This window comes from Paenibacillus sp. EB106-05-06-XG162, from assembly GCF_058791655.1.
In genome coordinates, this window is record NZ_JBYTDT010000003.1 from 1 (window position 1) to 19695 (window position 19695).

Below are 19695 nucleotides of genomic sequence, written 5' to 3' on the forward strand. Positions count from 1 at the left end.
AGCCAGTAGTGACCCGTTGGTTCCATACCAACAATGACGTTCTTGAAACCTTGCTCGGTTAAAATCTTCTGAAACCAACTCACGAACAATTCAAAACCTTCCCGATTGTTCTCAAACGCAATTGGCTTCCCGAACTCGACTCCGCGGTAGTCTTGTGCGCGAGCCACATGTTTAAATTTGGCGATGTCTACACCGACAATTAGGGTAGAAGAAGTGATTTGATTAATTCGTTCATTTTGAGTAGAATGCATCTTGTAGTCTCTCCTTGGTTTGTTTTTGGATCCGACGCTGGCCAGCATCTGGGACCCATAAACATCATACCAAGGAGTCCTTTTATTTCTCAAACCTCGTATTTCTTCATAATAGGAATGCTGCCCGTTAGCGCAACGCGGCTGCCGATCAAATGCTGGCAGCCGCGTTTTAGTTATTTTATTAAGCTATAGTGTCCCGTTAGCGTAATGACATTGTGGTTTTTACTGACTTATCCAAAATATTAATATTATAATTCCGACTCCTATAGGTAGCAGCCCTTGCTTATCTTTTGTTGTTAAGTAAGAAGCTCCACTATTAAATATCAATGAACAACTCATTGTAACCATCATCCATGAAAGTCTTAATTGATCTTTATCTATAAAAAAAGATATTGCAATAACAACAGTAACTATACTGAATACCATTCCGAGTATTTTCAATAGTTTTCTCAATACAAACCACCGTCCTATTAAGCTTTAAGTTTGTTAGCTGAGATAAGGTTGCCATATGGCAGCCTTTGAGCATTGAACTATCGTGTCCCGTTAGCTTAAGATTGAATCCCTGTTTTTAGACAAAACCCCCAACCGAAAACAGTTTCGCTTGTAGTGATTTCTGCACGAATTGAGTTAGTGCCTGAGTTCCATCTAACTGGAATAGAGATATGATCTGGACGGATCCGACCATCACTCACTGGTGGATTCCACAACCAAGATCCTTGATAAATTTCTTGTTCATTAATCCAAAGTCTAAGATGATCGCTAAAACCAAAAGATATTATTGATTGAGTTTCTTTAAGCACTGAAACTGAACTTTTCACTTGAACGATTGAATCTTTTACAGATGCAAAGAGTCTGTTTAAGTTTAATGTACCATTTTCTTCAGTCACAGTTTTCGTCCAGTTTAACTCACTCTTACGTGATTCATCAAAATAAGGATCTGAAACAAGCCAATCTGTTACAAATCCTTTACTGTTTATTTGGTTAACTTCATCTTCATAAAAAGACTGAACTGATAGATCCTCTATCGATAAATCTCGAATGAATACGGGCAAGTATCCCCAAATGCCAATCCTACCCTCTACAGACCCATGTTGAAGATTAGAAATGATCATTTGAGGAGTTGAAGTTTCACCAATATAAACTTTCGCCATTCTGTGATGGACTTCAACAGTAAATTTAACCCACTCTCCTACGATATAAGGTGCATTCGTTAAATAATTTGGACCATTATAAATTTGCCATGTTGTAGACCCGTTCATAACAGGATCATATTGAATTTCTCCATAACCATCGTTATTGCCGGGAGACAGATATATCAATTCGTAATTAGAGGAATCACGCGCACCAAAGGTAAGTCCAATAAATCCTGGTGCCTCTGGAATCGCAACATATGCTTGTAAGCGAAATGACTGTAGTTTGATATCTTTTTTTAAAAAAGCGGCAACACCGGATTTGTTTAAATTTAAAGCTTTAATGTTGCGCCATTCACTTACATGTGCATCTGAATCACCAAGGTCAAATTGGTCCAAATCATCTACCAAGCTCCAAGCACGCGTTTGCAACTGTGCATCGACCTCTTTCATTAAGATTCCTCCAATGTATTATTTTAACATTAATATTAGAGAACGTTTGTTCTTTCGTCAATACAAAAGAATTACACAATCCTGCCCGTTAGCGCAACGCGGCTGCCGATTTATGCTGGCAGCCGCGTCTTAGTTATGTATTAAGCTATAGTGTCCCGTTTGTTGAAAGCTGTAGCTCTTCTTTTATACCTTTCCACTCGACTGTAGCATCGATTATTTCGTCTTTCTGCGGAACAGCACCATTACTCATAGATTTATGGATGATTTCTTTGTTCCCTGACAATTCTGTTTCTCCACTTCCTCCCCCTGATGATACAGAAAATTTATATTTGACTTTACCTACTTCAGAAGGGTTATCCCCTTTGTATGTTAATGTTAATGTGTAATTTTGAATCTCACCATTGAGGTTCGTAACGGCATAGCTTGCTGACCAGTTCTTACTTTCACCAGTAAATAAAATAGAGGAGCTATCTAAACAACCAGATAAAAAAATAACCATGAATAAACACATTAGAAATCCTTTTATTGGAATCCCTCCCTCGAGTATTAATAAAGTTCACATATTATTAAACGAAAGGGAAACTAATTTGTTGCGTTATCCTGCCCGTTAGCGCAACAAAAGCTGCCGGTCTTATGCCGGCAGCCTCTTCTGGTGATTTTTGAACTATCGTGTCCCGTTAGCTTAATAAAGTACGACTATTTTGCATACACATAATTATTTTTCTACTTAAACCACCGACCAATTATTAGTGTTCAGTTCTTATGGAGACTATACCATAGTTAGCTTTAATTTTTAAAATGGCTTCCTTACAACTTTGATGATGCGAGCACCACCGCGAATAAGCCTATTTGCTTGTTCACGGTTGATTCTTACTAGTACAGAAACATCAGTCGTGTTTTCAACGTCAAATACCGAAAAAATTTGACCACTAGCAAACAGTACGCCTTTTAACTCTACTTTCTTAGTACGACTCGGTTTTGGAGGAGTTTTTTTAAATATCGTACGCATAACACCTGCTTTTATGAGACTTCCTGCTTGTTTTGCAGTCGTTCGAACACCGAATACAGGATCAATTTCAACTCCAGGTGCTTTTGCCTCCACCTCAACAATTAGAAAAAAACGATTCCCAATCTTTGCTATACTATTTGCTCCAATGGTTATCGGTTGTGTTGTTTTCGCCAAATTACATCACTCCTTCGAACTATCATATGGAGGGTGTAATGTATTGGACCTAGACAATCGCCCGATAACTTAACTTCGATAAAAGAGGAGCAGCTGCCGCAGCATTCTGCTCCTCTATCGTGTCCCGTTAGTTCAACAAATACCGATATGTGGCAATAAAAATCCACAGTACGACCACTAGCCATACAAAAATAATTAAACTTCCTACAAGCCAATTTTTCGGTTTTCCATGCTTTATTCGTTCCTCGGCTTTTACTGTACAATCCTGGATTATCGTTTTAGGTATCAATTTCAATGCAAGCGTAACACCAAGAGGAACTAATATCACATCGTCTAGATAACCTAGTATGGGGATAAAATCTGGAATCAAATCAACTGGGCTAAAGGCATAGGCAACAATACATATGGCAAATAATTTTGTATACCAAGGAGTGCGGTTATCCTTATATGCAAAATAAAGTACAAAGACCTTTCTTTTTAAATGCTTAGCCCACGTCTTTATTTTTTCAATCATAAACACTGTTCTCCTACTGTGCAGTTACTCCTATAATACCACGTAAAACTGCCCGTTACATTAATGAAACTGCAGCCGATCGTTTGACCGGCTGCCTGTACCATGATTCAACAATCGTGTCCCGTTAGTTCAGCAACTTGTCTTATTTAATATCTGGATCCAGATGGTTTTTCTTATCATTATATTGCCGATCTGTCCGAAAATCTGGTTCGTGTAAAGCAAAATACTTTATCCCAAGATCATCTAATAAATTAGCAGCCCCGATAGTAAATCCTTCTGCGAAAATGAGGATGTAGTTGCTTGGATTCTCAGAAAGTTTCCTTAATGCCTTTTCAACGTGCTTTGATATTATCGCTTCATCTTTTGAAGCAGAAAATACAATTATAGTGTACTCACCTTCTGGAAAAACCTTCGGTAGGAGTCCTTTGTACATTTGTGGAACAAATTTGTTAATTCTGAGACTGCTGATTGCTTTGTATATGTTGAATTTCATTCAGAATCTGCTCACTTTTCAAAATCTATTTTTTATATTATTCGCGACTTCAATCAAGCTATCCTGCCCGTTACTTCAATGAAAACAGGGAGCAGCTACCGCAGTAATCTACTCCCTGGCTATTCAACAAACGTGTCCCGTTAGCTTAACCTTGGGATGATCTACTTATTGATAATTATTCGTAGTATCCTTCGGTTGATTTGCGAAATTGTTTGAATTGATTGTCATCATGTCCGAACCACACTTGGGAGTTTGTTCGGGTAGCCAGCGTACGGATTCTTTCAACTGTGTTCCGGTAACCGATTGAATCATAGATAATGCCCGGTGGCTTAACTGGAGGACCGTAACTCTCAGCCGTATAAATGGTATCCGAAGCGAGGATGATCCCGCCTGTTTCGGGCATTTCAATGTGCAAGCCTAACATACCCCAAGCATGTCCGCTTCCAAAATTTAAAATTTGGATTCCTTCAGCCAGATCGAGATAATCTTCATTGCGTTTGACCGTTTTCCATTGTAAATGGTTTGTGATCCAAGCATCGATGTCTGCCCAAACATAGGCCCCTTCTTTTTCATTACGGGCGTAGCTCTGCAGTGTGCCATTCAGTTCATCTTCGTGGACGATTATCGTAGCATTCGTGAACATCTCTAGGCAACCCGCATGATCCAGATGCAAATGAGAGGCAATGACGTATCGGATGTCCTCAGGTCTTACGCGGAGCTGCTCTAGTCTGTTATGCAGATAACATTCCTCACACGCCACCCAAGGGGACGCTTGTTGGGTGGTTTCCGCCCAGCGTCCTTCAACGCCCATGGAATTCGGATTGCAAGCCGTATCAAATAGAATCTTCCCCTCCGGATGGTCAATCAACACCGTATAAATCGGAAATTCCACAAACTGCGTCGCCGCGTTAGGATTGCTAACCGTGGCTGGGTTATGCATGTTAATCAACCAGTTTTTATCCATGCTCATACGGCCGTTATCCATCACATACAGTTTAGGGCGGGGCTTTATAATATTCGACATGTTCATTTCCTCCCACTAGATTAATTTAGTTATCATCCTGTTCAAAATGTCAGCCTTCGTAATGAATCAGGCGCTTTTGGCGTAAAGCTCAATGCTTGCTTTGCCCTTGGTATAGTCATACAATAATGCATAAACTAAACCTACGTAAGTAGGCACTTTAAAGTGTCCTGGGAACTTCAAGGTGCAGAGGAGGGAAATCATTTGACATCTTTGGTCAAACTAAAACACCCCAACATCGCGCTTGCGGTGTGTGGCTACAGTAAAGTGCTTGATATTATCTCTAATAAATGGACCGCGCTCATCATTTACGCAATGGAAGACGGAAGCATCCGTTACGGGGAAATGGCGAGAAGAATCGAGGGTATTTCCAAAAAAATGCTGACTCAAACCCTACGTAAGCTTGAACGCGATGGACTGGTCCAACGTCATATCACACCATCGGTTCCTCCAATGGTTGAATATTCACTCACTCCTCTAGGGGAATCTTTACTCCAGCCGATGAGAGAGCTACGGCAATGGGGAAGAGAAAATTATGTACGTGTCGAAGCAGCAAGAGTCAACTTCGATCTAACTTACAGTGATGATTAACTATCATAATTGAGCTATCCTGCCAGTTAGCTTAATAAAAACAAGGAGCAGTTGCCGTAGTAAACTGCTCCTCGCTCTGTTCAACTAACGTGTCCCGTTAGCTTAAAACCCGTTATGTCTGAAAGCGCTCGTAATCGTCGAGATATCATTTCCCAAAAATCATTGAGTAATTTCCCATTTATTTAGCCTTGAATATAAAAGTCACTACCAGTAAAATGCAGGAACAAACATTACAAGTAAAGATGGGAACTACGATGAAAAAATGGTTTTGGATATTGGGAATATTTGCGCTTATTACTGTTATCTGCGTGTGTACTCTTAGCTACATAAATAAATACCCAACCCTACTGGGTAACGAAGTTTTCGATGTTCGCATTTTCGACTCTCAATATAATCTAATAGCACGTTGGACTATAGACCCCAAATCGAAATGGTTAACTGACAGTGACAAGAAAAAAAGAAAAACGATTCAACAAATTCTACAACCATTTAATGAAAGACAACTGGTTGATAGTAAAACAGGTAAACCAAATTATTGGTTCCGTATTGATTCCATAAAAAGAAACGGATTCAACTATCTTGTGTGGCTAAGAGAAGGAGCACCTGCAGGATTTGTTGAAAGTACAGAAGTACCACGTTCGTTTGAAAATACAGAATATTTAACTGGGAACCAATATTTTTCGATTTCAGAACAACAACAAAAACAAATGCTGGATTTTTTGAAGTCCAAAAAAACTAATTCTAATCCTTAACTCAACGGTCTGCCGAATGTGCCGGCAGCCTGTTGTCAATGTTCTATCGTTCGCCGTTAGCTCAATAGTCTTATGTTTTAATTAGAGTCGCTGCTTATAGTTGTGAGGCTTGCCGAACACCTAATGCAGTGACGTCCCGACGGGCTTAGGGGGCTGGATGTGGTCACTCGCTTCTCAGAGTGACCCGGACAGCCATTGCATTTAAGGAGTTCTCAAAATAGCTATATACTTCATCTGCAATTCCCAGAAACTCTTCAACAAGTACATTACTATCCAAGTAACAAGCATACAGATAATCAATTAAAGCGGAGTCAATCTCACAATAGTTTAATATGGCATTCTTCATCTTAATAATGTCATCTTGCCATACACCTGTATCTTCTAAAACCAAAGAGTATAATGCACGAATTAATCTCTTAGAGTAACCTTTAATTAATCTAGTTTTCATTGTGTTATCACTAGCATTAGAAAGTAAACTATGTCTACGATCTACTTCCTTCTTGGTCTCTGCATTTAAGTCTAAAATGAACTCTGGAGAAATAATTATCGGTGGTACTTTTTCACCAACGTCATGACCATATATGCAAACACTAATTATCTTTACCCAAAAACCCCAATCATTTGGTTTACTTAATACATCGTCAATCGAGCAAATTGTGGTATCAATCTTAGTTACTACTGGATATTCTTCCAAAAGCCTGTCTTTAATATTTGACAATCTTTCGTAATCAATATCTTTGGGATTTACACATACAATAGTAAAGTCTGCATCTGACTTAAAAGGTTTAGCAGTTCCTTTTGGAATCGAGCCACACATATAAATGCTATGAATCTTACCTTTAAATTCGGTAAGTATATTATCTATATACTTATCAACAAAATCCTTATATTCACTTTGTATTACAATTCTATTTATAACTTTTTCTAATATCATATAGATTCCTCCCAAAATAAAAAACGCCCCAAAGCAAAATGCTCTGGGACGATATTAATCGCGGTACCACCCAGGTTGCTGTATTTTCACACAGCCACCTTAATTGACTATAACGGGTCAAACCGATGGGTATTAGCCATACTCTGGAACTGGCATTTTCAATCAGTACTCTAGGGTTTTCTCAGTCATGAAACCCTTTCCTGTGAAGAGTTTAATGATTTACTTTTGTTCCATCATTGATTTACGGATATTGGTTAAATATTACTCTTTCCCGTCACCTTAGTCAACAACTTGCTCAAGAAAACTGCCCGTTAGCGTAATGCGGCTACCGATCGATGCCGGCAGCCGCGTCTTAGTTGTTTATTAAGCTATAGTGTCCCGTTAGCTCAGTCTTTCGACCTCAACTCTGACAATCGTTTTCCATGTTTCCGGTGGATAACAATCTGCCATTGCAGGAGTAAGATATATTTCTCTGCGGTCCCCCATTACTTTGTAGCCTTGCTCCATAACGAAATCATGGACTTCCTTCAGGGTTACCAGACTATCGCTATAAGGTCCAACATGGAGTTTTTGCACACAGAGAACCGGATTTTTGGTTATAAGCTTCGTTTCCGGAATGATTTTCCCGCGCAAATTGCGTTGCACACAAGCTTTCGCCTCATCGAACATATCCAAAGTGATACAATCTGGAACCTGCATCATTTGGGTTACAGAATATATATTATTTCCATTAGAGTTATGCCAGATAATTTCGTGAGGCATGAGTTGGAATTTGTAGCCCAAGGACTCTTTCGATATTCTTTTCAGTTGATTCACAATCTTAGACAAAATCCACATTTCATCCACGGGTTCAGGGTGTCCAGCCCAATTCATGTGGAAAGTAGTGTTCATTTCTTGAGAAACATAGCTCAAACTCGGTATTTGCTGAAAATGTACCGGTCCTGGTTTGACTGCGTAAACTTGTGGAAATATCTTTCGATGATCGTGCGTGATTTGTTTAATTTGTGTACTCTCCATCACACAGCCCCCTTATAAGCATTATTTCACTCAAAGTATCGTTACTCATATTCGCCGAGTTATTAAAGAATCCTTCCCGTTAGTTGAGAAAAGCAGCCGATCACAAGAAGCCGGCTGCCTTCATCTGTCTTTATTGAGCTATCGTGTCCCGTTAGCTTAATCTTTTGTCATCGGACCAAAGGAAATTTTGTTGGTAAGATCCTTTACTTGTACATACGCTTCTATGTTGTTAGGTACATTCTCTTTAGTAAGAATTAGTCCACTTATTACATTACTAGCAACAACTAATTCATCTTGATTAAATGTTGTGAGTTCTGAGAGCAAATTTTGAATTCGCCTCTCAAAACCACATGATAGCCCATCGATTACCATTTTCATCTCATCTTCAGAAAGTTTTTCACACTGAGATTTGATTGCTGTTATCATTTCATTCATTACGCAACTGACTCCTCTCTCATCTAATTTTTATTCTACTATGTATACTGATATTTACAGGTTTTGGTTCCGCAAAACTGCCCGTTAGCTCAATCTGATGGCTAACATGCGGGAATGATCCAGGTTGAGTGTTGAAACTCATTCTTTGTTTCAAATCGAATAAAAGCCTGTTTCTTCAACCGCCCGAATAAACGCCATACTAAAAAGTCGACCCATTTAGGCCGACTTTTAGTCTTACAGCAATATTAAGCATGCTATATTTTCAGCGATTTTCCCAATGCCATTTGAGCGCTTCCTTTTCGATTTTTTTAACAAAATCATCTTTGCCGTCGCCGTAGCTTTCAATGTCTGTAGGATGCTTGTCAGCTAATTTGCTTTTTAAATCTCCGTACTCCTTGCATATTTCCGGATTCTCACGAAGATAATCTCTGAACGACAAATGCCTTTCGATTTCTTGAATATAATCGTACTGGAAAGCGTGAATTTGATGAGTACGATCATCTCCGCCTTTACGGAAGTACCTCCTCCCGTTCATTCCGAATTCGCCCATTACCTCATAGCCAAGGTTTTCGAATTGGGCAGAGTAAACATCCAGTTTTCCGATATCGTTGACTACTAGCAAAATATCAATAATCGGTTTTGCTTTTAAATTGGGAACGGACGTACTCCCGATATGGAAACTATTCACCAAATCATCTTGAAGGATTTCCTTAATCGCTATTTCCTCTTTTAGATACTCGTTTTTCCAATTAGAATCGTATTCTACAACTGTGACTTTCATTCTTTTTCCTCCTCGCATTTTTAAGTCTTCGGCTATCCTGCCAATTCGTATAACGAAAAAAACAACCGCTCGATAATCGGCTACCTTCTTGTTGCTGTTGAACTCCCTCGATTTAATCCGATGCCGCTATTGTACGTAACCGTGATGAAGTAGCAATACCAAAGGTTATCTAGTGACGCGTTCGGTTGTTTACAGATTGCGATTTTGGATAGTATGATTAGTGGTATTGCGCATGACAAGCCTTTGATTGCGCAGCTACCAAATTAGGAATGGGGAGAAGTCCAAGATGCCGACGATTCAAATTGAAGGAAGAGGCTCCTATGAAATTGCAGAAGGTACTAAACTTGTGCTTGCCCTGGAGGATAATGGGGTAGACATATTGCACCGCTGTGGCGGCAACGCCAAATGCACGACGTGCCGTGTCGAAGTGGTGGATGGAGACGCCGGTCCGGTTGGAGAAGCGGAAGCCGCTCTTCTGCAGGCCAAAGGCATTACGGAATCGAACATCCGCTTATCGTGCCAAATTCGAGTACATAACGATCTTACTGTAAAACCGTTGATGACGGTATCGTCATCCGGCCTGGAGCCAGGCAATCGGCCGCAAGACTAACCGATCGCGAACCGGCTTCCGGGCTCGTAACCACGCTGAGGCATCTCGCATGAGGTGCTCAGCGTGGTTTTTTAATGGATGGCCTTGGCCCAGCCTAGCCTTATGAAACGTCAGCAGCTCAACAAACATAGACTGGCCGAAATGGGGATCTGTCAGACATGCTTCTGCAGGTATTCGTAGCCTTCCGAGAGGAGCTCCATTTCGCCCGTATCTGGATGCATCACAAATGCGTGAACCGGAATCGATTTTGGAAGTAAAGGATGGGTGCGAATGATCTCGACACTCTGCATAATCCCCTCTTCAACCGTTTCGAACCCTTTAAGGAATTTTTCCATTTTGATTCCGCATCTTTCAACTGTTTCTAGTATAGTATCCGAAATGCCTTGAGCCTTGATTTTATCGACCAAGCCAGCAGTATCGAGTCCGGTCATGCCGCAGCCATGATGACCAATGACCAGCACTTCCTTAACGCCCATCTCATAAATGGAGATTAGAATACTTCGCATTGCGCTTCCGAAAGGCTGAGTCAATATGGCGCCGGCATTTTTAATAATTTTGGCATCCCCGTTGCGAAGATTCAATGCTTTGGGGAGGAGTTCAACGAGCCGGGTATCCATGCAGGTGAGAATCGCTATATGCTTATCTGGGTACTTGTCTGTTAAATAGTCCATGTATTCCTTTCTCTCGACAAATTGACGGTTATACTGCAACAACTCGGAAACGATTGACATTGCTTAATCTCCCCTTTTACCATTAATAGCCTCTCTTAACTCCGAGATTCTATCATTAATATAAAGCTCGATCAGCTCTATCGTCAATTTATCTCCCAATATAACAGTTAGAATCAATTCAAGGGGGGATTTCCCATGACCAGGGAAGATGTACAAAAGAAATCGATTCTACGGTCCAGATTCCTTCAATGGTACGATGGGTTCCATAGGTTGTCACATGGTTTTCTTTTCTGATTTCTTGCGTAATTCAGCTTCTATTGTATACATTTCCGGATTCTCAATTACTTGACGCAATTCAATCTGACCTTTCCCATGTCCCATCGGGTCCGGCATCCGCATGGCCCACTCGATGGCTTCTTCCCTCGACTTCACATCAATTAGAATGAACCCGGCAATCAATTCTTTTGATTCCGTAAATGGGCCATCCGTAACCACCGGCGTTTCCTCTGGTTTCGGAAACGAAAGGCGAATCCCATTTGAACTTGGATGAAGTCCTTTAGCCATAACCCGCACGCCAGCCTTAACTAATTCCTCATTGTACTTCGTCATGGCTTCTCTGAGCTCTAAGCTCGGGAGATCTCCGGCTTCATTCGTGGTTTTGACAATCAGCATAAATAGCATAAATCTTCCTCCTTGTTTTTGAATCAAGTTCCTTTTAGAAGACCAGCATATTCGACCTCTATGAAAATCAAAATCGACAAACTGAATAAAAAATCTTAAAAAATCTTTTCCAAATTTGAACTATACTGCCCGCTAGCGCAACGCGGCTGCAATTATGCCGGCAGCCGCGTTTTTGTTTATTTATTAAGCTATCGTTCCCCGTTAGCTTAGCGACCTATATCACTCAGGCTGCTTCTTTCCAATCAAAATCGTGAAGTCTATAGTGATTATTTTTAAATTCATCTCTTGAACTTTCAGCAAATGTGCCGTTGTTGTCCCCCAGGATAAAGGCGTCATTCGCAGTATAGGTTCGATTAAAGTATCATCCAAGAATACCTGATATCGAACATTTTCAACGTCTGTTACATCAAAATGTTCATGAAAATGATCCAGAGTATTTTTGTTCGAGTAAACCTGTTTTTTAGATCCTTTGTAAAATATATCTCTTAATTCTTTAAGATAATCCTGCCCTGGAATAACCTTTATAACCATACCATCTTCCGCAATCAGTCTTTGAAATTCCGAATAATTAGCCGGAGATAGAATGTTAAGAATGACATTGAATTGATGATCAGCAAATGGGCAGTTCGCAATGTCTGCAACACACCAAATAGCATTGGAATACTCGGCTGAAGCAGAACTGACCCCCTCCTTAGAAATATCCATTCCGACAGCCAAAAGAGAATTTCGTGTATTTCGTAATATTCTTTCCTGAATCTTCGTTAAATGGTAGCCTTCACCACACCCTGCGTCTAGTATGCTTGTTTGTTCATTGGCCCGGAGTTGTTTGATTACTATATCGCTTATCGCAGCATTTAAAGGATCAAAAAAACCGTTTTGGCAAGTCACTCTTCTATATTCGAACATTCGTTTATCATATTTAGTTTTAATGGCTCGTGACAATAAGTTTGTATATCCCTGCCTCGCTACATCAAAACAATGCCGATTGCTACAAATCAAACTTTGTAAATTGTTCATTTGCATCTGACCGAAACATATCGGGCATCTAAAAATCTCTTGATATCGTGTAATAATAGCTGCACTTATTATCTTTTTACTTTGTTTGGACATAAAAAAGCACCCCATTCATTCGTAATCGGTGAATGAAAAAAGGCACAGTCAAATAAACCCAAAGCCATTTTTAAAAAATGAATGGGTTAAGTGATCTGTACCTTACATTACCTTAAACGAATGAATTTAATGATCATAGAGTAACTCTCCTACATTGTAATGGTATTTAAAACGCTCTTATTATAACATATTCTGCTCTCACTGTAGCGCTGGTTCTTTCTTGCATGATCAACTATATCCATTGCGTTAATCTGCCCGTTTTAACAAAGGCAGCGGTTCTAATTACCGCCATGGCATTGGAATCGTTAAAGTGTGAATTCCTCCTCATGAAAGTTTACGTCATTTTCTCCCACCGCGGTCTACACAATCATAGCAATATATGGTATATAATAGAAATGTTGGTCACTATAAACTGGAGGTTTCACTATGATTAAAGGATCGTATAACGAGCTACTATCGACCGATATGGAACGTTCCATCAAGTGGTATGAAGATAATTTCTGTTTAAAGACCGTGGTAAACAACGGCAACGGCTTCGCGATGTTGGAAGCCGATTCGGGAGCTAAATTTTTCATCAATTTAGCAATGGGTGAAATCAAGAGGAATCAGTATTTCCATGGCGGACAGCACGAGGTAGTTGGATTCATCGTCGATAGGAACGATATGGAAGCGCTACATAAGATAATCAAAGACAACGGGGTCGAAGTCGGCGACATCCAGTATGCGCATGATGATGACGGCAGGCCGTGGTGTTTCTATCTCAACGACCCGGACGACAACAAGATATGTGTGTGGAGAGCGTGATCGCTGCGCCTCCTCCAATCTTCAACAAAAAGAGGGGCGTTAGCCCCTCTTTTTGTTGAATTCACTTTGAATGGCACATTTGTACCGTTAAATTGTTGACTTGATAACTCAGGGTTGTGGTATGCAACACCACAATGGTGGGGCGTCCCGGCCCTTTATTTGTGTGTACAGCGGTTTGTTTGGCATACGAATGCGCGTTTGGCTCGAAGCGCTCTGTAAGTACTTTCAGGAGTTGCTTCTTGACTCGCTGTTGACTTGGGAGCATAAAAAATACAGAGCGATGGAGTTGGTTACACCGTTCTCTATATTAGAAGTCTACATACTGTTATGCCTTACTAGGGTTCTCTTCGTCTCCGGTGGGGATTGGATTCCCGCTATGACAATCCCTCCAGTCTGCTGGATCTATCATAATGTCTGCATCACTAAGTTTATTGAACTATCGTGTCCCGTTAGTGGAATATCAAAATCTACCCGACATATTGAAGAATTAACTGATATAATGCTATGGAAAGTCCTAAAATACTCGCTTTCATTTTAGATGGATGATTTCTTTTGCTGCGAAACAAATACAAGAAAACCACTATAAATCCCAAGGGAATCCATAGCTGAAAGACACCTTCTGTTGTACTGCGAGAAAAAATTGGAGTAATGAAAGTGCTAATCAAAAAGTAAAAGAAAACCGTAAAACGTCTTGTTTCTAATTGCTTGCTCCACCTTACTAAAAAGAAAATAATAATTATTGCGATAATCGTAATGTGTAACGGGGGTAGCATAATTGCAGCGTCCCCAAATTTGAATTCCATTCTGCATTGCCCTCCTTTTTTTTACTGCATCACCACTTATGGTTCGCATGAAGACATATCTTCCTCCGTAAATATCATTTTACCTTATTCCTACTTAACTAACCTGCCCTTTAGTTGAGTAACAGTTTTCTTAGGTGCATTTCATCTATACTCAATATTACAGAAATGCTAAAAAAACCGACGGTAGAGTTCTCGTCGGCGTTCCCCGCGCAGCTGGGCATAAATTTGAGTAGTTGATGCTTTTTCATGCCCCAACATACCTTGAATGAAATCTAATGGCGCTCCGTTATCAAGAAGCTGACACGCATAGGTATGACGAAAGCGATGCGGATATACATTTGCTTCGAGCTCTCCCCTATCAGCAAGCCGTTTTAATGCCCACCTGATCGTCGGAATAGCCAGTCGTCTTGTTGGATGTGTATCGGTTACAAATAAAGCCTTACAGGAATCCTCGCGGCTCGCGAGATACTTCTTCATCCACACTTTACACTCGGTTGTAAAGTAAACCTCTCTCTGTTTTGAACCCTTGCCATTTACAATAGCGGAGCAGTTCTCCCAGTTCAGGTCTTCAATGTTTAACTTCTCCACCTCTCCAACCCGGCAGCCGGTACTGTAGAGAAACTCCAGAAGTGCCCTTTCCCTCAGGGACTGGCAAGAGATTTTCAAGTGAATGACATCTTCCTCGATCAAAAACTTAGGAATACGCTTGTCCATTTTGGGTTCGCGTAACTTCAATGCTGGATTTGAGGTTAAATATGTTTCTTCATAGGCAAAGCGAAATAGGGAACGAACAAAACGGATGCGATGTCCTAAACTGCTAGGCTTCAATCGACTGGACTGCTTTGCTAAGTATTCCTTCAACAAGTTAAGTGTAACCTTAGAAATATCCAGGTCTCCGAGTTCTCTTAACAGCATCTTGAGCTGTAAGGCATAGGCTTTTAATGTACTTGGACTAAAGCCCTGAATACGTTTATCAGCTTCATACAGTCGGCATACTTCACTTAAAATCATAAATAAAACCTCCCATAAGAGCTATTAAATCTAGTTTTGCTTCTTATGGAAGGTTTTAATCTATCTAACTAGCGTGCCCCGTTAGCTTAATGAATTATTGTTTTTTGCATTATTAAATCTATGTATGCCAAACCCTTTGAAATCGGAAGCTAGAATCGCATCTCTAAGCGGATATAAATTTGTTGTGAATCTTAATTCAATTCCTTTTTGAATTAATCTCTCTATTAGATCTCCATATACTTGTACTGTCTTGGGTTCAACTACTTGATGAGAGATATAATAACCAGCTGTTTTATCAAAGAGTTCAAAACTTTCATCCTCAAAGCTGTTTCTAAACATGGTTTGCTTTGATATACGTGTATACCAATCACTTTCTACTGTAACTATAATTTTGGCAGTCGTGTTATTAAAGAAAAGTTGCATTTGTTGATCTGTTGTCATTTCGTCTCTTCTCAATACAATCCGCGGGCAATCCCTGGGAAAATAGTATGTAAACTCATGCTCTTCATCAATAGCCCACACTACTGCAGGTAAATCGGGGCGATTTTGTTTTTCTTTGGGAACAAATATTTTGATACTATCATCCTCACTAAAGTGATATAGCATTAATTTCTCCCCTTTCATATACCGTTATTCTATTTAATCTTTTAACTATCCTACCTGTTAGCTAAACGCGGCTTCCGATCCATGCCGGCAGCCGCATTTTAGCTATTTTATTAATCTATCATGTTCCGTTAGTTCAAGGTAAATCAGAGTTTCAATACGGTTATTGGTTCGTTGTGGATGATCTCGCCGTTCTCACGAAAGCCGAAACTTTCATAAAGCTTTTTAGCGACGAAGTTATCGGCCTCATAACAAGTCCAACAGTAATGTACAGGCCCAGCCGGTAATGTGCGGATAAACTCCAAGATTTTTCTCATGGCTTCCTGACCATAGCCTCGGTTCTGGTGGTTCTTGTCAATCATCAGTCGTAAAATACAATAGCTATCGTGTGCGATTGACGGGAGGTCGTATCCTGTGATTCCATAAGTCAACATAACAAAACCGACAGGTTGCCCATCCGAATAAATGGCAAATGGAATTGGATGTCCCCCATTGGTTGCAAGGACATAGCACAAAGCTACACTTGATAGATTGGACGCAACAAAGCGCCGCTGTTCTTCAGATACTTCCAAGTTAAATATGGCGCGTCTGTTTTCCAACGTTATTTTTCTGAGAGTAATCATTCAGGTCTTCTCCCTTTATCAATTATCGTTTTGCGCCGCGGTCGCATAAATAATATTACAGTTTTCACCAAAAAATTATAGACTTATATTGAATTTTTTTATAGAATATTATGTATCCATGACTTTTTTAGGTGTATCCTTTCTGGCATATGGTAATTGGTGAATCGGCACATAGTTGTGCCGATTTTTATTTTTTATTAACGTTACCTGCCCGTTAATAAGAAAAGGCATCCGATATAAAATGTCGGCTGCCTCCAAAAATCTTATTGAATTAAAGTGTCCCGTTGGCATACTAAACTTTCTGGAATAACCCAATCATTTGGAGTGTAAGACCAGTTCAGTTTTTTGCATACTGCCTTCCATCTCTCTTGACTATCCTCTGTGTAGAGGAATGGAACAAAGCCAATTTTCAGATATATTTTTAGGGCAGAAAGGCGATGGTCATTTGTACCTACTCGTATGTTCTTATAACCTGCTTCTATAAGTCGTCTCGTTGCTGCAACTGAGATAGCATATCCAACACCTTTTCCTTGGTGTTCCTGTAATGTAGTAACATAACCAATTTCGGATCCAAACCGAAAATGCCAATGTGGAGATAGTGGATGGTGAAGGGCTGATGCGGTGCTTACAATCTCACCCGTGGTTTTATGCACTGCAAAAAATAAACCTTCGGGAATGACAAGGTCTAAAAATTCCTTTATATGTGTCTCATCATTTGCCCATCCCTGAGACCCTAATAACCTAGCTAAATTTGCTTCGTCCCCTACTTGATAAGTTCTCAAAAGATAGTCTTTATTTAGCTCTGGGGCTTTTGGCGGGGAGTATAGTTGACTGAGTGGTAAAACCAAAAAAAGCGGTCTTTTACGTTTTTCGGTTGTCATTTGCCCTCACAGCACCTTTAGGTAAATTTTGGTTACACCAGTATAAGTTCCACATTAGTTCCTACTAATCCTTCTTTTGCATTACTGCCCGATAGTTGAACAAGCAGCCAATTATGCCGGCTGCCTGTTCGTCATGATGCTATCGTGTCCCTTTAGCTTTAAACAACTTCATCTTAGAAAGGTGTTATGGTGAACTGATTCGTGGTCTATAGCTTATATTTTCTTTAATTGAATTTTCAGTTAGGATTCAAATAATGCTTTAATGATTTTTTCCTTAGTTAGTGGCAGCCGTTTTTCTGCATCATGTGGATGCAACGGTTCACTCCAAGAGAAACCATCGCCTTCGTATCTTGGAATGAGATGCATGTGGTAATGCGTCAAATCGTTGAATTTTCCGCCATTTTGACAAATGCTTATACCATCAGGTTTAAACAAGCGTTTTAAGACAGTTGAAAGCATTTTAGAGGTATCCATGATGTTATAAGCAGTTTCTTGGTCGATTTCATCAACATCCCAATAATGCTTTTTAGGAAGAATAAGAATATGACCTTCATTAAAAGGAGCAATATCAAGTACACAAGTAATAAGCTCGTTCTTATAAATAATATTCAGATTAGGTTCAATTCCATTTGAAATCCTACATCCCAAGCATTCCATATACCCTTCACCCCGTTTTTTCTTCGCTAGCTCCATCAAATCACAAGCTGCCAATCGTTCGAGTTGCAGATTTTTGGTGTATTTATACAATTCATTCGCCTTTTTGTTCAACTATCCTGCCCGTTAGCCATCATGCCTCGCAGAACGCTCGGCACCACAGAGAATGAAAGTTAATCCGTTCTTTCATAGTAGTGCAATTAAAATGGAACAGTTGCGGATCGCAAACTGCTCCATGATTCATTGACCGTTAGCTTAATCCTGTTGTGTGATTACCAGCTTGAATTTTTGACGACTACCGCCTTCAGGACCATTCGGGATCGGTTCTTTTTGAGGTGTAAACCCGAACTTTTGATATAACCGTCTTGCAGGCTGCCCATTTGGGATATCATCACCAAAAGTAGTAACTGATATTTCAGCTGGGACATTAACATCTTTCAGTACATGTTTCAATAGTTCAGTTGCTATGCCTTTATTTCTCGCTCGAGAGGAAACAGCTAACCATCCGATCTTGTAGCTTGGTGAGTCTACTGACGAGAATAATATTCCACCGAGTAAGCAAGATCCTGGAGCTCCATTGTTTTCCCTAACACAGATTGCACTGCCTTGGTTAATATTTTTCTCTATTGCCTGAATAAATTTTGGATCGCTTACCATAGGACCAAATAAGTATTCTACTTCAGCAGCCAATTCCAACCATCCGTTCAGATCATCTTTTGTAGCACTCACAACGTTCATAATAAGCCCCTTCGAAAGAATGAATATGATCGATTAATTTTACCACATATTTGAATTAAACTGCCGTTTAGCGCAACAAGACTGCCAATCGAGATGGCAGCCTAGTCATGGTTAACTATCGTGTCCCTTTAGTTGAATCGTCCTCTATACTTTTCTCTATCGAAAACGAAGCTCTTCTTCGGACGTATTCGTGTTTATCTTGTAAAAACATTCTTAAAAGTTCATCAACGTTGTTATCGGTATCCGCAATTTCTCCAAGTGCGTAGGCTACCTGCCACCGTGCTTCATAATCCTCATACATTAAGGCTTTATATGCAAGGCTTCTTAAAACGCTTGGGTATTCAGTTAGTGAATGTATTACATTTTCACACTCGTTATCTCTTGCCAATGTGTAGAGTATTAACTCATAAGCATCCGCATTCCATTCATCAATAGGTACTTGTATTAACACTTCGTCTACAGCAAGGTAGATCTTATCCCAATGAAGGTAATCGGTTTCCCATTCTCCATGTTTAACAGCTACTCCGTCTGCCCATTTCTTAAAAGATTTTATTTCAGTATCAAGATTCAGAGCCGGATTATTCATAAGACCACCTGTTCCTTTAAAATGCATCTTTATTAATTGTAACAGGTACACCTTATTGCTGCACTAACCTGCCCGTTAGCCATCCATGCCTCGCAGAACGCTTGGCACCACAGAGAATGAAAGTTAATCCGTTCTTTCATAGTAGTTCAATGACAGATGAGAAGCTGCAGTGATTCGAGTACCTCCACTCAACCATCAAAAATGATCAGATAATTATCTATTCGGTCAAGTATCCATGTTCTTGTCGTTTTCCAAAGTATATATGTTCTTGTGATTCACCGTTTATTCATATGCATCAAAAGTATACCTTTGCACACACATGCGATTTATAGACTTAAAAAGGCGTCCGTTATCCGGCACGCCTT

Annotated in this window: 26 protein-coding genes and 1 other annotated feature; of the genes, 4 read left to right on the plus strand and 22 right to left on the minus strand. The window is 40.0% G+C overall.

The window, feature by feature from the left end; all coding sequences use genetic code 11:
• The 7 genes from AC3WU2_RS08650 to ahlS all read right to left on the minus strand — a co-directional run.
• Positions 1 to 251, minus strand: a 251-nt coding sequence (locus AC3WU2_RS08650) for an IS110 family transposase (RefSeq protein ID WP_492453224.1), incomplete at its 3' end; no start/stop codon positions are given.
• Between the two features lie 548 nt (positions 252 to 799).
• On the minus strand, positions 800 to 1834 hold the full coding sequence (locus tag AC3WU2_RS08655; protein WP_492453226.1) for a hypothetical protein: 1035 nt from the start codon (positions 1832 to 1834) through the stop codon (positions 800 to 802).
• 145 nt (positions 1835 to 1979) lie between these two features.
• A complete protein-coding gene (locus AC3WU2_RS08660) occupies positions 1980 to 2333 on the minus strand; it encodes a hypothetical protein (RefSeq protein WP_492453228.1) in 354 nt (117 codons plus the stop codon).
• A 294-nt stretch (positions 2334 to 2627) separates the two neighbouring features.
• Positions 2628 to 3017, minus strand: a complete 390-nt coding sequence (locus AC3WU2_RS08665; protein ID WP_492453230.1) for a hypothetical protein — start codon at positions 3015 to 3017, stop codon at positions 2628 to 2630.
• 127 nt (positions 3018 to 3144) lie between these two features.
• Positions 3145 to 3531 (minus strand): YkvA family protein, encoded by a 387-nt coding sequence (locus AC3WU2_RS08670; protein ID WP_492453232.1) that lies wholly within the window; start codon positions 3529 to 3531, stop codon positions 3145 to 3147.
• 142 nt (positions 3532 to 3673) lie between these two features.
• Positions 3674 to 4024 carry a hypothetical protein gene (locus AC3WU2_RS08675; RefSeq protein WP_492453234.1) on the minus strand — a complete coding sequence of 117 codons (351 nt, stop codon included), beginning with the start codon at positions 4022 to 4024 and terminating at the stop codon, positions 3674 to 3676.
• A 175-nt stretch (positions 4025 to 4199) separates the two neighbouring features.
• A complete protein-coding gene (gene ahlS, locus AC3WU2_RS08680) occupies positions 4200 to 5048 on the minus strand; it encodes an AhlS family quorum-quenching N-acyl homoserine lactonase (RefSeq protein ID WP_492453236.1) in 849 nt (282 codons plus the stop codon).
• Positions 5049 to 5249: 201 nt separating this feature from the next.
• Here ahlS and AC3WU2_RS08685 point away from each other — a divergent pair, with 201 nt between their 5' ends.
• Complete coding sequence (locus tag AC3WU2_RS08685) at positions 5250 to 5636, plus strand: winged helix-turn-helix transcriptional regulator (RefSeq protein ID WP_492453238.1); 387 nt, start codon at positions 5250 to 5252, stop codon at positions 5634 to 5636.
• Between the two features lie 254 nt (positions 5637 to 5890).
• A complete protein-coding gene (locus AC3WU2_RS08690; RefSeq protein WP_492453240.1) occupies positions 5891 to 6388 on the plus strand; it encodes a hypothetical protein in 498 nt (165 codons plus the stop codon).
• Positions 6389 to 6551: 163 nt separating this feature from the next.
• Here the strand turns inward: AC3WU2_RS08690 and AC3WU2_RS08695 are convergent, their stop codons facing one another.
• The 4 genes from AC3WU2_RS08695 to AC3WU2_RS08710 all read right to left on the minus strand — a co-directional run bounded on the left by AC3WU2_RS08695 (position 6552) and on the right by AC3WU2_RS08710 (position 9555).
• Positions 6552 to 7322 (minus strand): nucleotidyltransferase domain-containing protein, encoded by a 771-nt coding sequence (locus AC3WU2_RS08695; RefSeq protein WP_281478805.1) that lies wholly within the window; start codon positions 7320 to 7322, stop codon positions 6552 to 6554.
• 41 nt (positions 7323 to 7363) lie between these two features.
• Positions 7364 to 7568: a binding site (T-box leader), on the minus strand.
• A gap of 135 nt (positions 7569 to 7703) precedes the next feature.
• On the minus strand, positions 7704 to 8339 hold the full coding sequence (locus AC3WU2_RS08700; RefSeq protein WP_492453243.1) for a hypothetical protein: 636 nt from the start codon (positions 8337 to 8339) through the stop codon (positions 7704 to 7706).
• Between the two features lie 156 nt (positions 8340 to 8495).
• Positions 8496 to 8774, minus strand: a complete 279-nt coding sequence (locus AC3WU2_RS08705) for a hypothetical protein (protein ID WP_492453244.1) — start codon at positions 8772 to 8774, stop codon at positions 8496 to 8498.
• Between the two features lie 262 nt (positions 8775 to 9036).
• Positions 9037 to 9555: a GrpB family protein gene (locus tag AC3WU2_RS08710; protein ID WP_492453246.1), complete on the minus strand. Its 519-nt coding sequence runs from the start codon at positions 9553 to 9555 to the stop codon at positions 9037 to 9039.
• 286 nt (positions 9556 to 9841) lie between these two features.
• On the opposite strand from AC3WU2_RS08710, the gene AC3WU2_RS08715 reads away from it, so the two are divergent.
• Complete coding sequence (locus AC3WU2_RS08715; RefSeq protein WP_492453248.1) at positions 9842 to 10165, plus strand: 2Fe-2S iron-sulfur cluster-binding protein; 324 nt, start codon at positions 9842 to 9844, stop codon at positions 10163 to 10165.
• 152 nt (positions 10166 to 10317) lie between these two features.
• Here AC3WU2_RS08715 and AC3WU2_RS08720 read toward each other — a convergent pair whose 3' ends face one another.
• From AC3WU2_RS08720 to AC3WU2_RS08730, 3 genes are all read right to left on the minus strand, one after another.
• A complete protein-coding gene (locus AC3WU2_RS08720; protein ID WP_492453250.1) occupies positions 10318 to 10896 on the minus strand; it encodes a beta-class carbonic anhydrase in 579 nt (192 codons plus the stop codon).
• A gap of 213 nt (positions 10897 to 11109) precedes the next feature.
• The gene (locus tag AC3WU2_RS08725) at positions 11110 to 11517 is read right to left on the minus strand and encodes a YciI family protein (protein ID WP_492453252.1); all 408 of its coding nucleotides are present in this window, start codon (positions 11515 to 11517) and stop codon (positions 11110 to 11112) included.
• Positions 11518 to 11736: 219 nt separating this feature from the next.
• A complete protein-coding gene (locus AC3WU2_RS08730; RefSeq protein WP_492453254.1) occupies positions 11737 to 12627 on the minus strand; it encodes a putative RNA methyltransferase in 891 nt (296 codons plus the stop codon).
• Positions 12628 to 13053: 426 nt separating this feature from the next.
• On the opposite strand from AC3WU2_RS08730, the gene AC3WU2_RS08735 reads away from it, so the two are divergent.
• The gene (locus AC3WU2_RS08735; protein WP_492453256.1) at positions 13054 to 13431 is read left to right on the plus strand and encodes a VOC family protein; all 378 of its coding nucleotides are present in this window, start codon (positions 13054 to 13056) and stop codon (positions 13429 to 13431) included.
• Between the two features lie 467 nt (positions 13432 to 13898).
• On the opposite strand, the gene AC3WU2_RS08740 is transcribed toward AC3WU2_RS08735, so the two are convergent.
• The 8 genes from AC3WU2_RS08740 to AC3WU2_RS08775 all read right to left on the minus strand — a co-directional run bounded on the left by AC3WU2_RS08740 (position 13899) and on the right by AC3WU2_RS08775 (position 19330).
• Positions 13899 to 14234, minus strand: coding sequence for a hypothetical protein (locus AC3WU2_RS08740; RefSeq protein WP_492453258.1), 336 nt, complete (start codon positions 14232 to 14234; stop codon positions 13899 to 13901).
• A gap of 168 nt (positions 14235 to 14402) precedes the next feature.
• Positions 14403 to 15245, minus strand: coding sequence for a tyrosine-type recombinase/integrase (locus AC3WU2_RS08745; RefSeq protein ID WP_492453260.1), 843 nt, complete (start codon positions 15243 to 15245; stop codon positions 14403 to 14405).
• An 81-nt stretch (positions 15246 to 15326) separates the two neighbouring features.
• Complete coding sequence (locus AC3WU2_RS08750) at positions 15327 to 15851, minus strand: DUF6886 family protein (RefSeq protein WP_492453262.1); 525 nt, start codon at positions 15849 to 15851, stop codon at positions 15327 to 15329.
• Between the two features lie 143 nt (positions 15852 to 15994).
• The gene (locus tag AC3WU2_RS08755; protein ID WP_492453264.1) at positions 15995 to 16471 is read right to left on the minus strand and encodes a GNAT family N-acetyltransferase; all 477 of its coding nucleotides are present in this window, start codon (positions 16469 to 16471) and stop codon (positions 15995 to 15997) included.
• Between the two features lie 263 nt (positions 16472 to 16734).
• Complete coding sequence (locus AC3WU2_RS08760; protein WP_492453266.1) at positions 16735 to 17352, minus strand: GNAT family N-acetyltransferase; 618 nt, start codon at positions 17350 to 17352, stop codon at positions 16735 to 16737.
• 240 nt (positions 17353 to 17592) lie between these two features.
• Positions 17593 to 18120, minus strand: coding sequence for an HIT family protein (locus AC3WU2_RS08765; RefSeq protein WP_492453269.1), 528 nt, complete (start codon positions 18118 to 18120; stop codon positions 17593 to 17595).
• 141 nt (positions 18121 to 18261) lie between these two features.
• Positions 18262 to 18744: a GNAT family N-acetyltransferase gene (locus AC3WU2_RS08770; RefSeq protein ID WP_492453271.1), complete on the minus strand. Its 483-nt coding sequence runs from the start codon at positions 18742 to 18744 to the stop codon at positions 18262 to 18264.
• Between the two features lie 115 nt (positions 18745 to 18859).
• Positions 18860 to 19330 (minus strand): hypothetical protein, encoded by a 471-nt coding sequence (locus AC3WU2_RS08775; protein ID WP_492453273.1) that lies wholly within the window; start codon positions 19328 to 19330, stop codon positions 18860 to 18862.
• Positions 19331 to 19695: the final 365 nt, after the last annotated feature.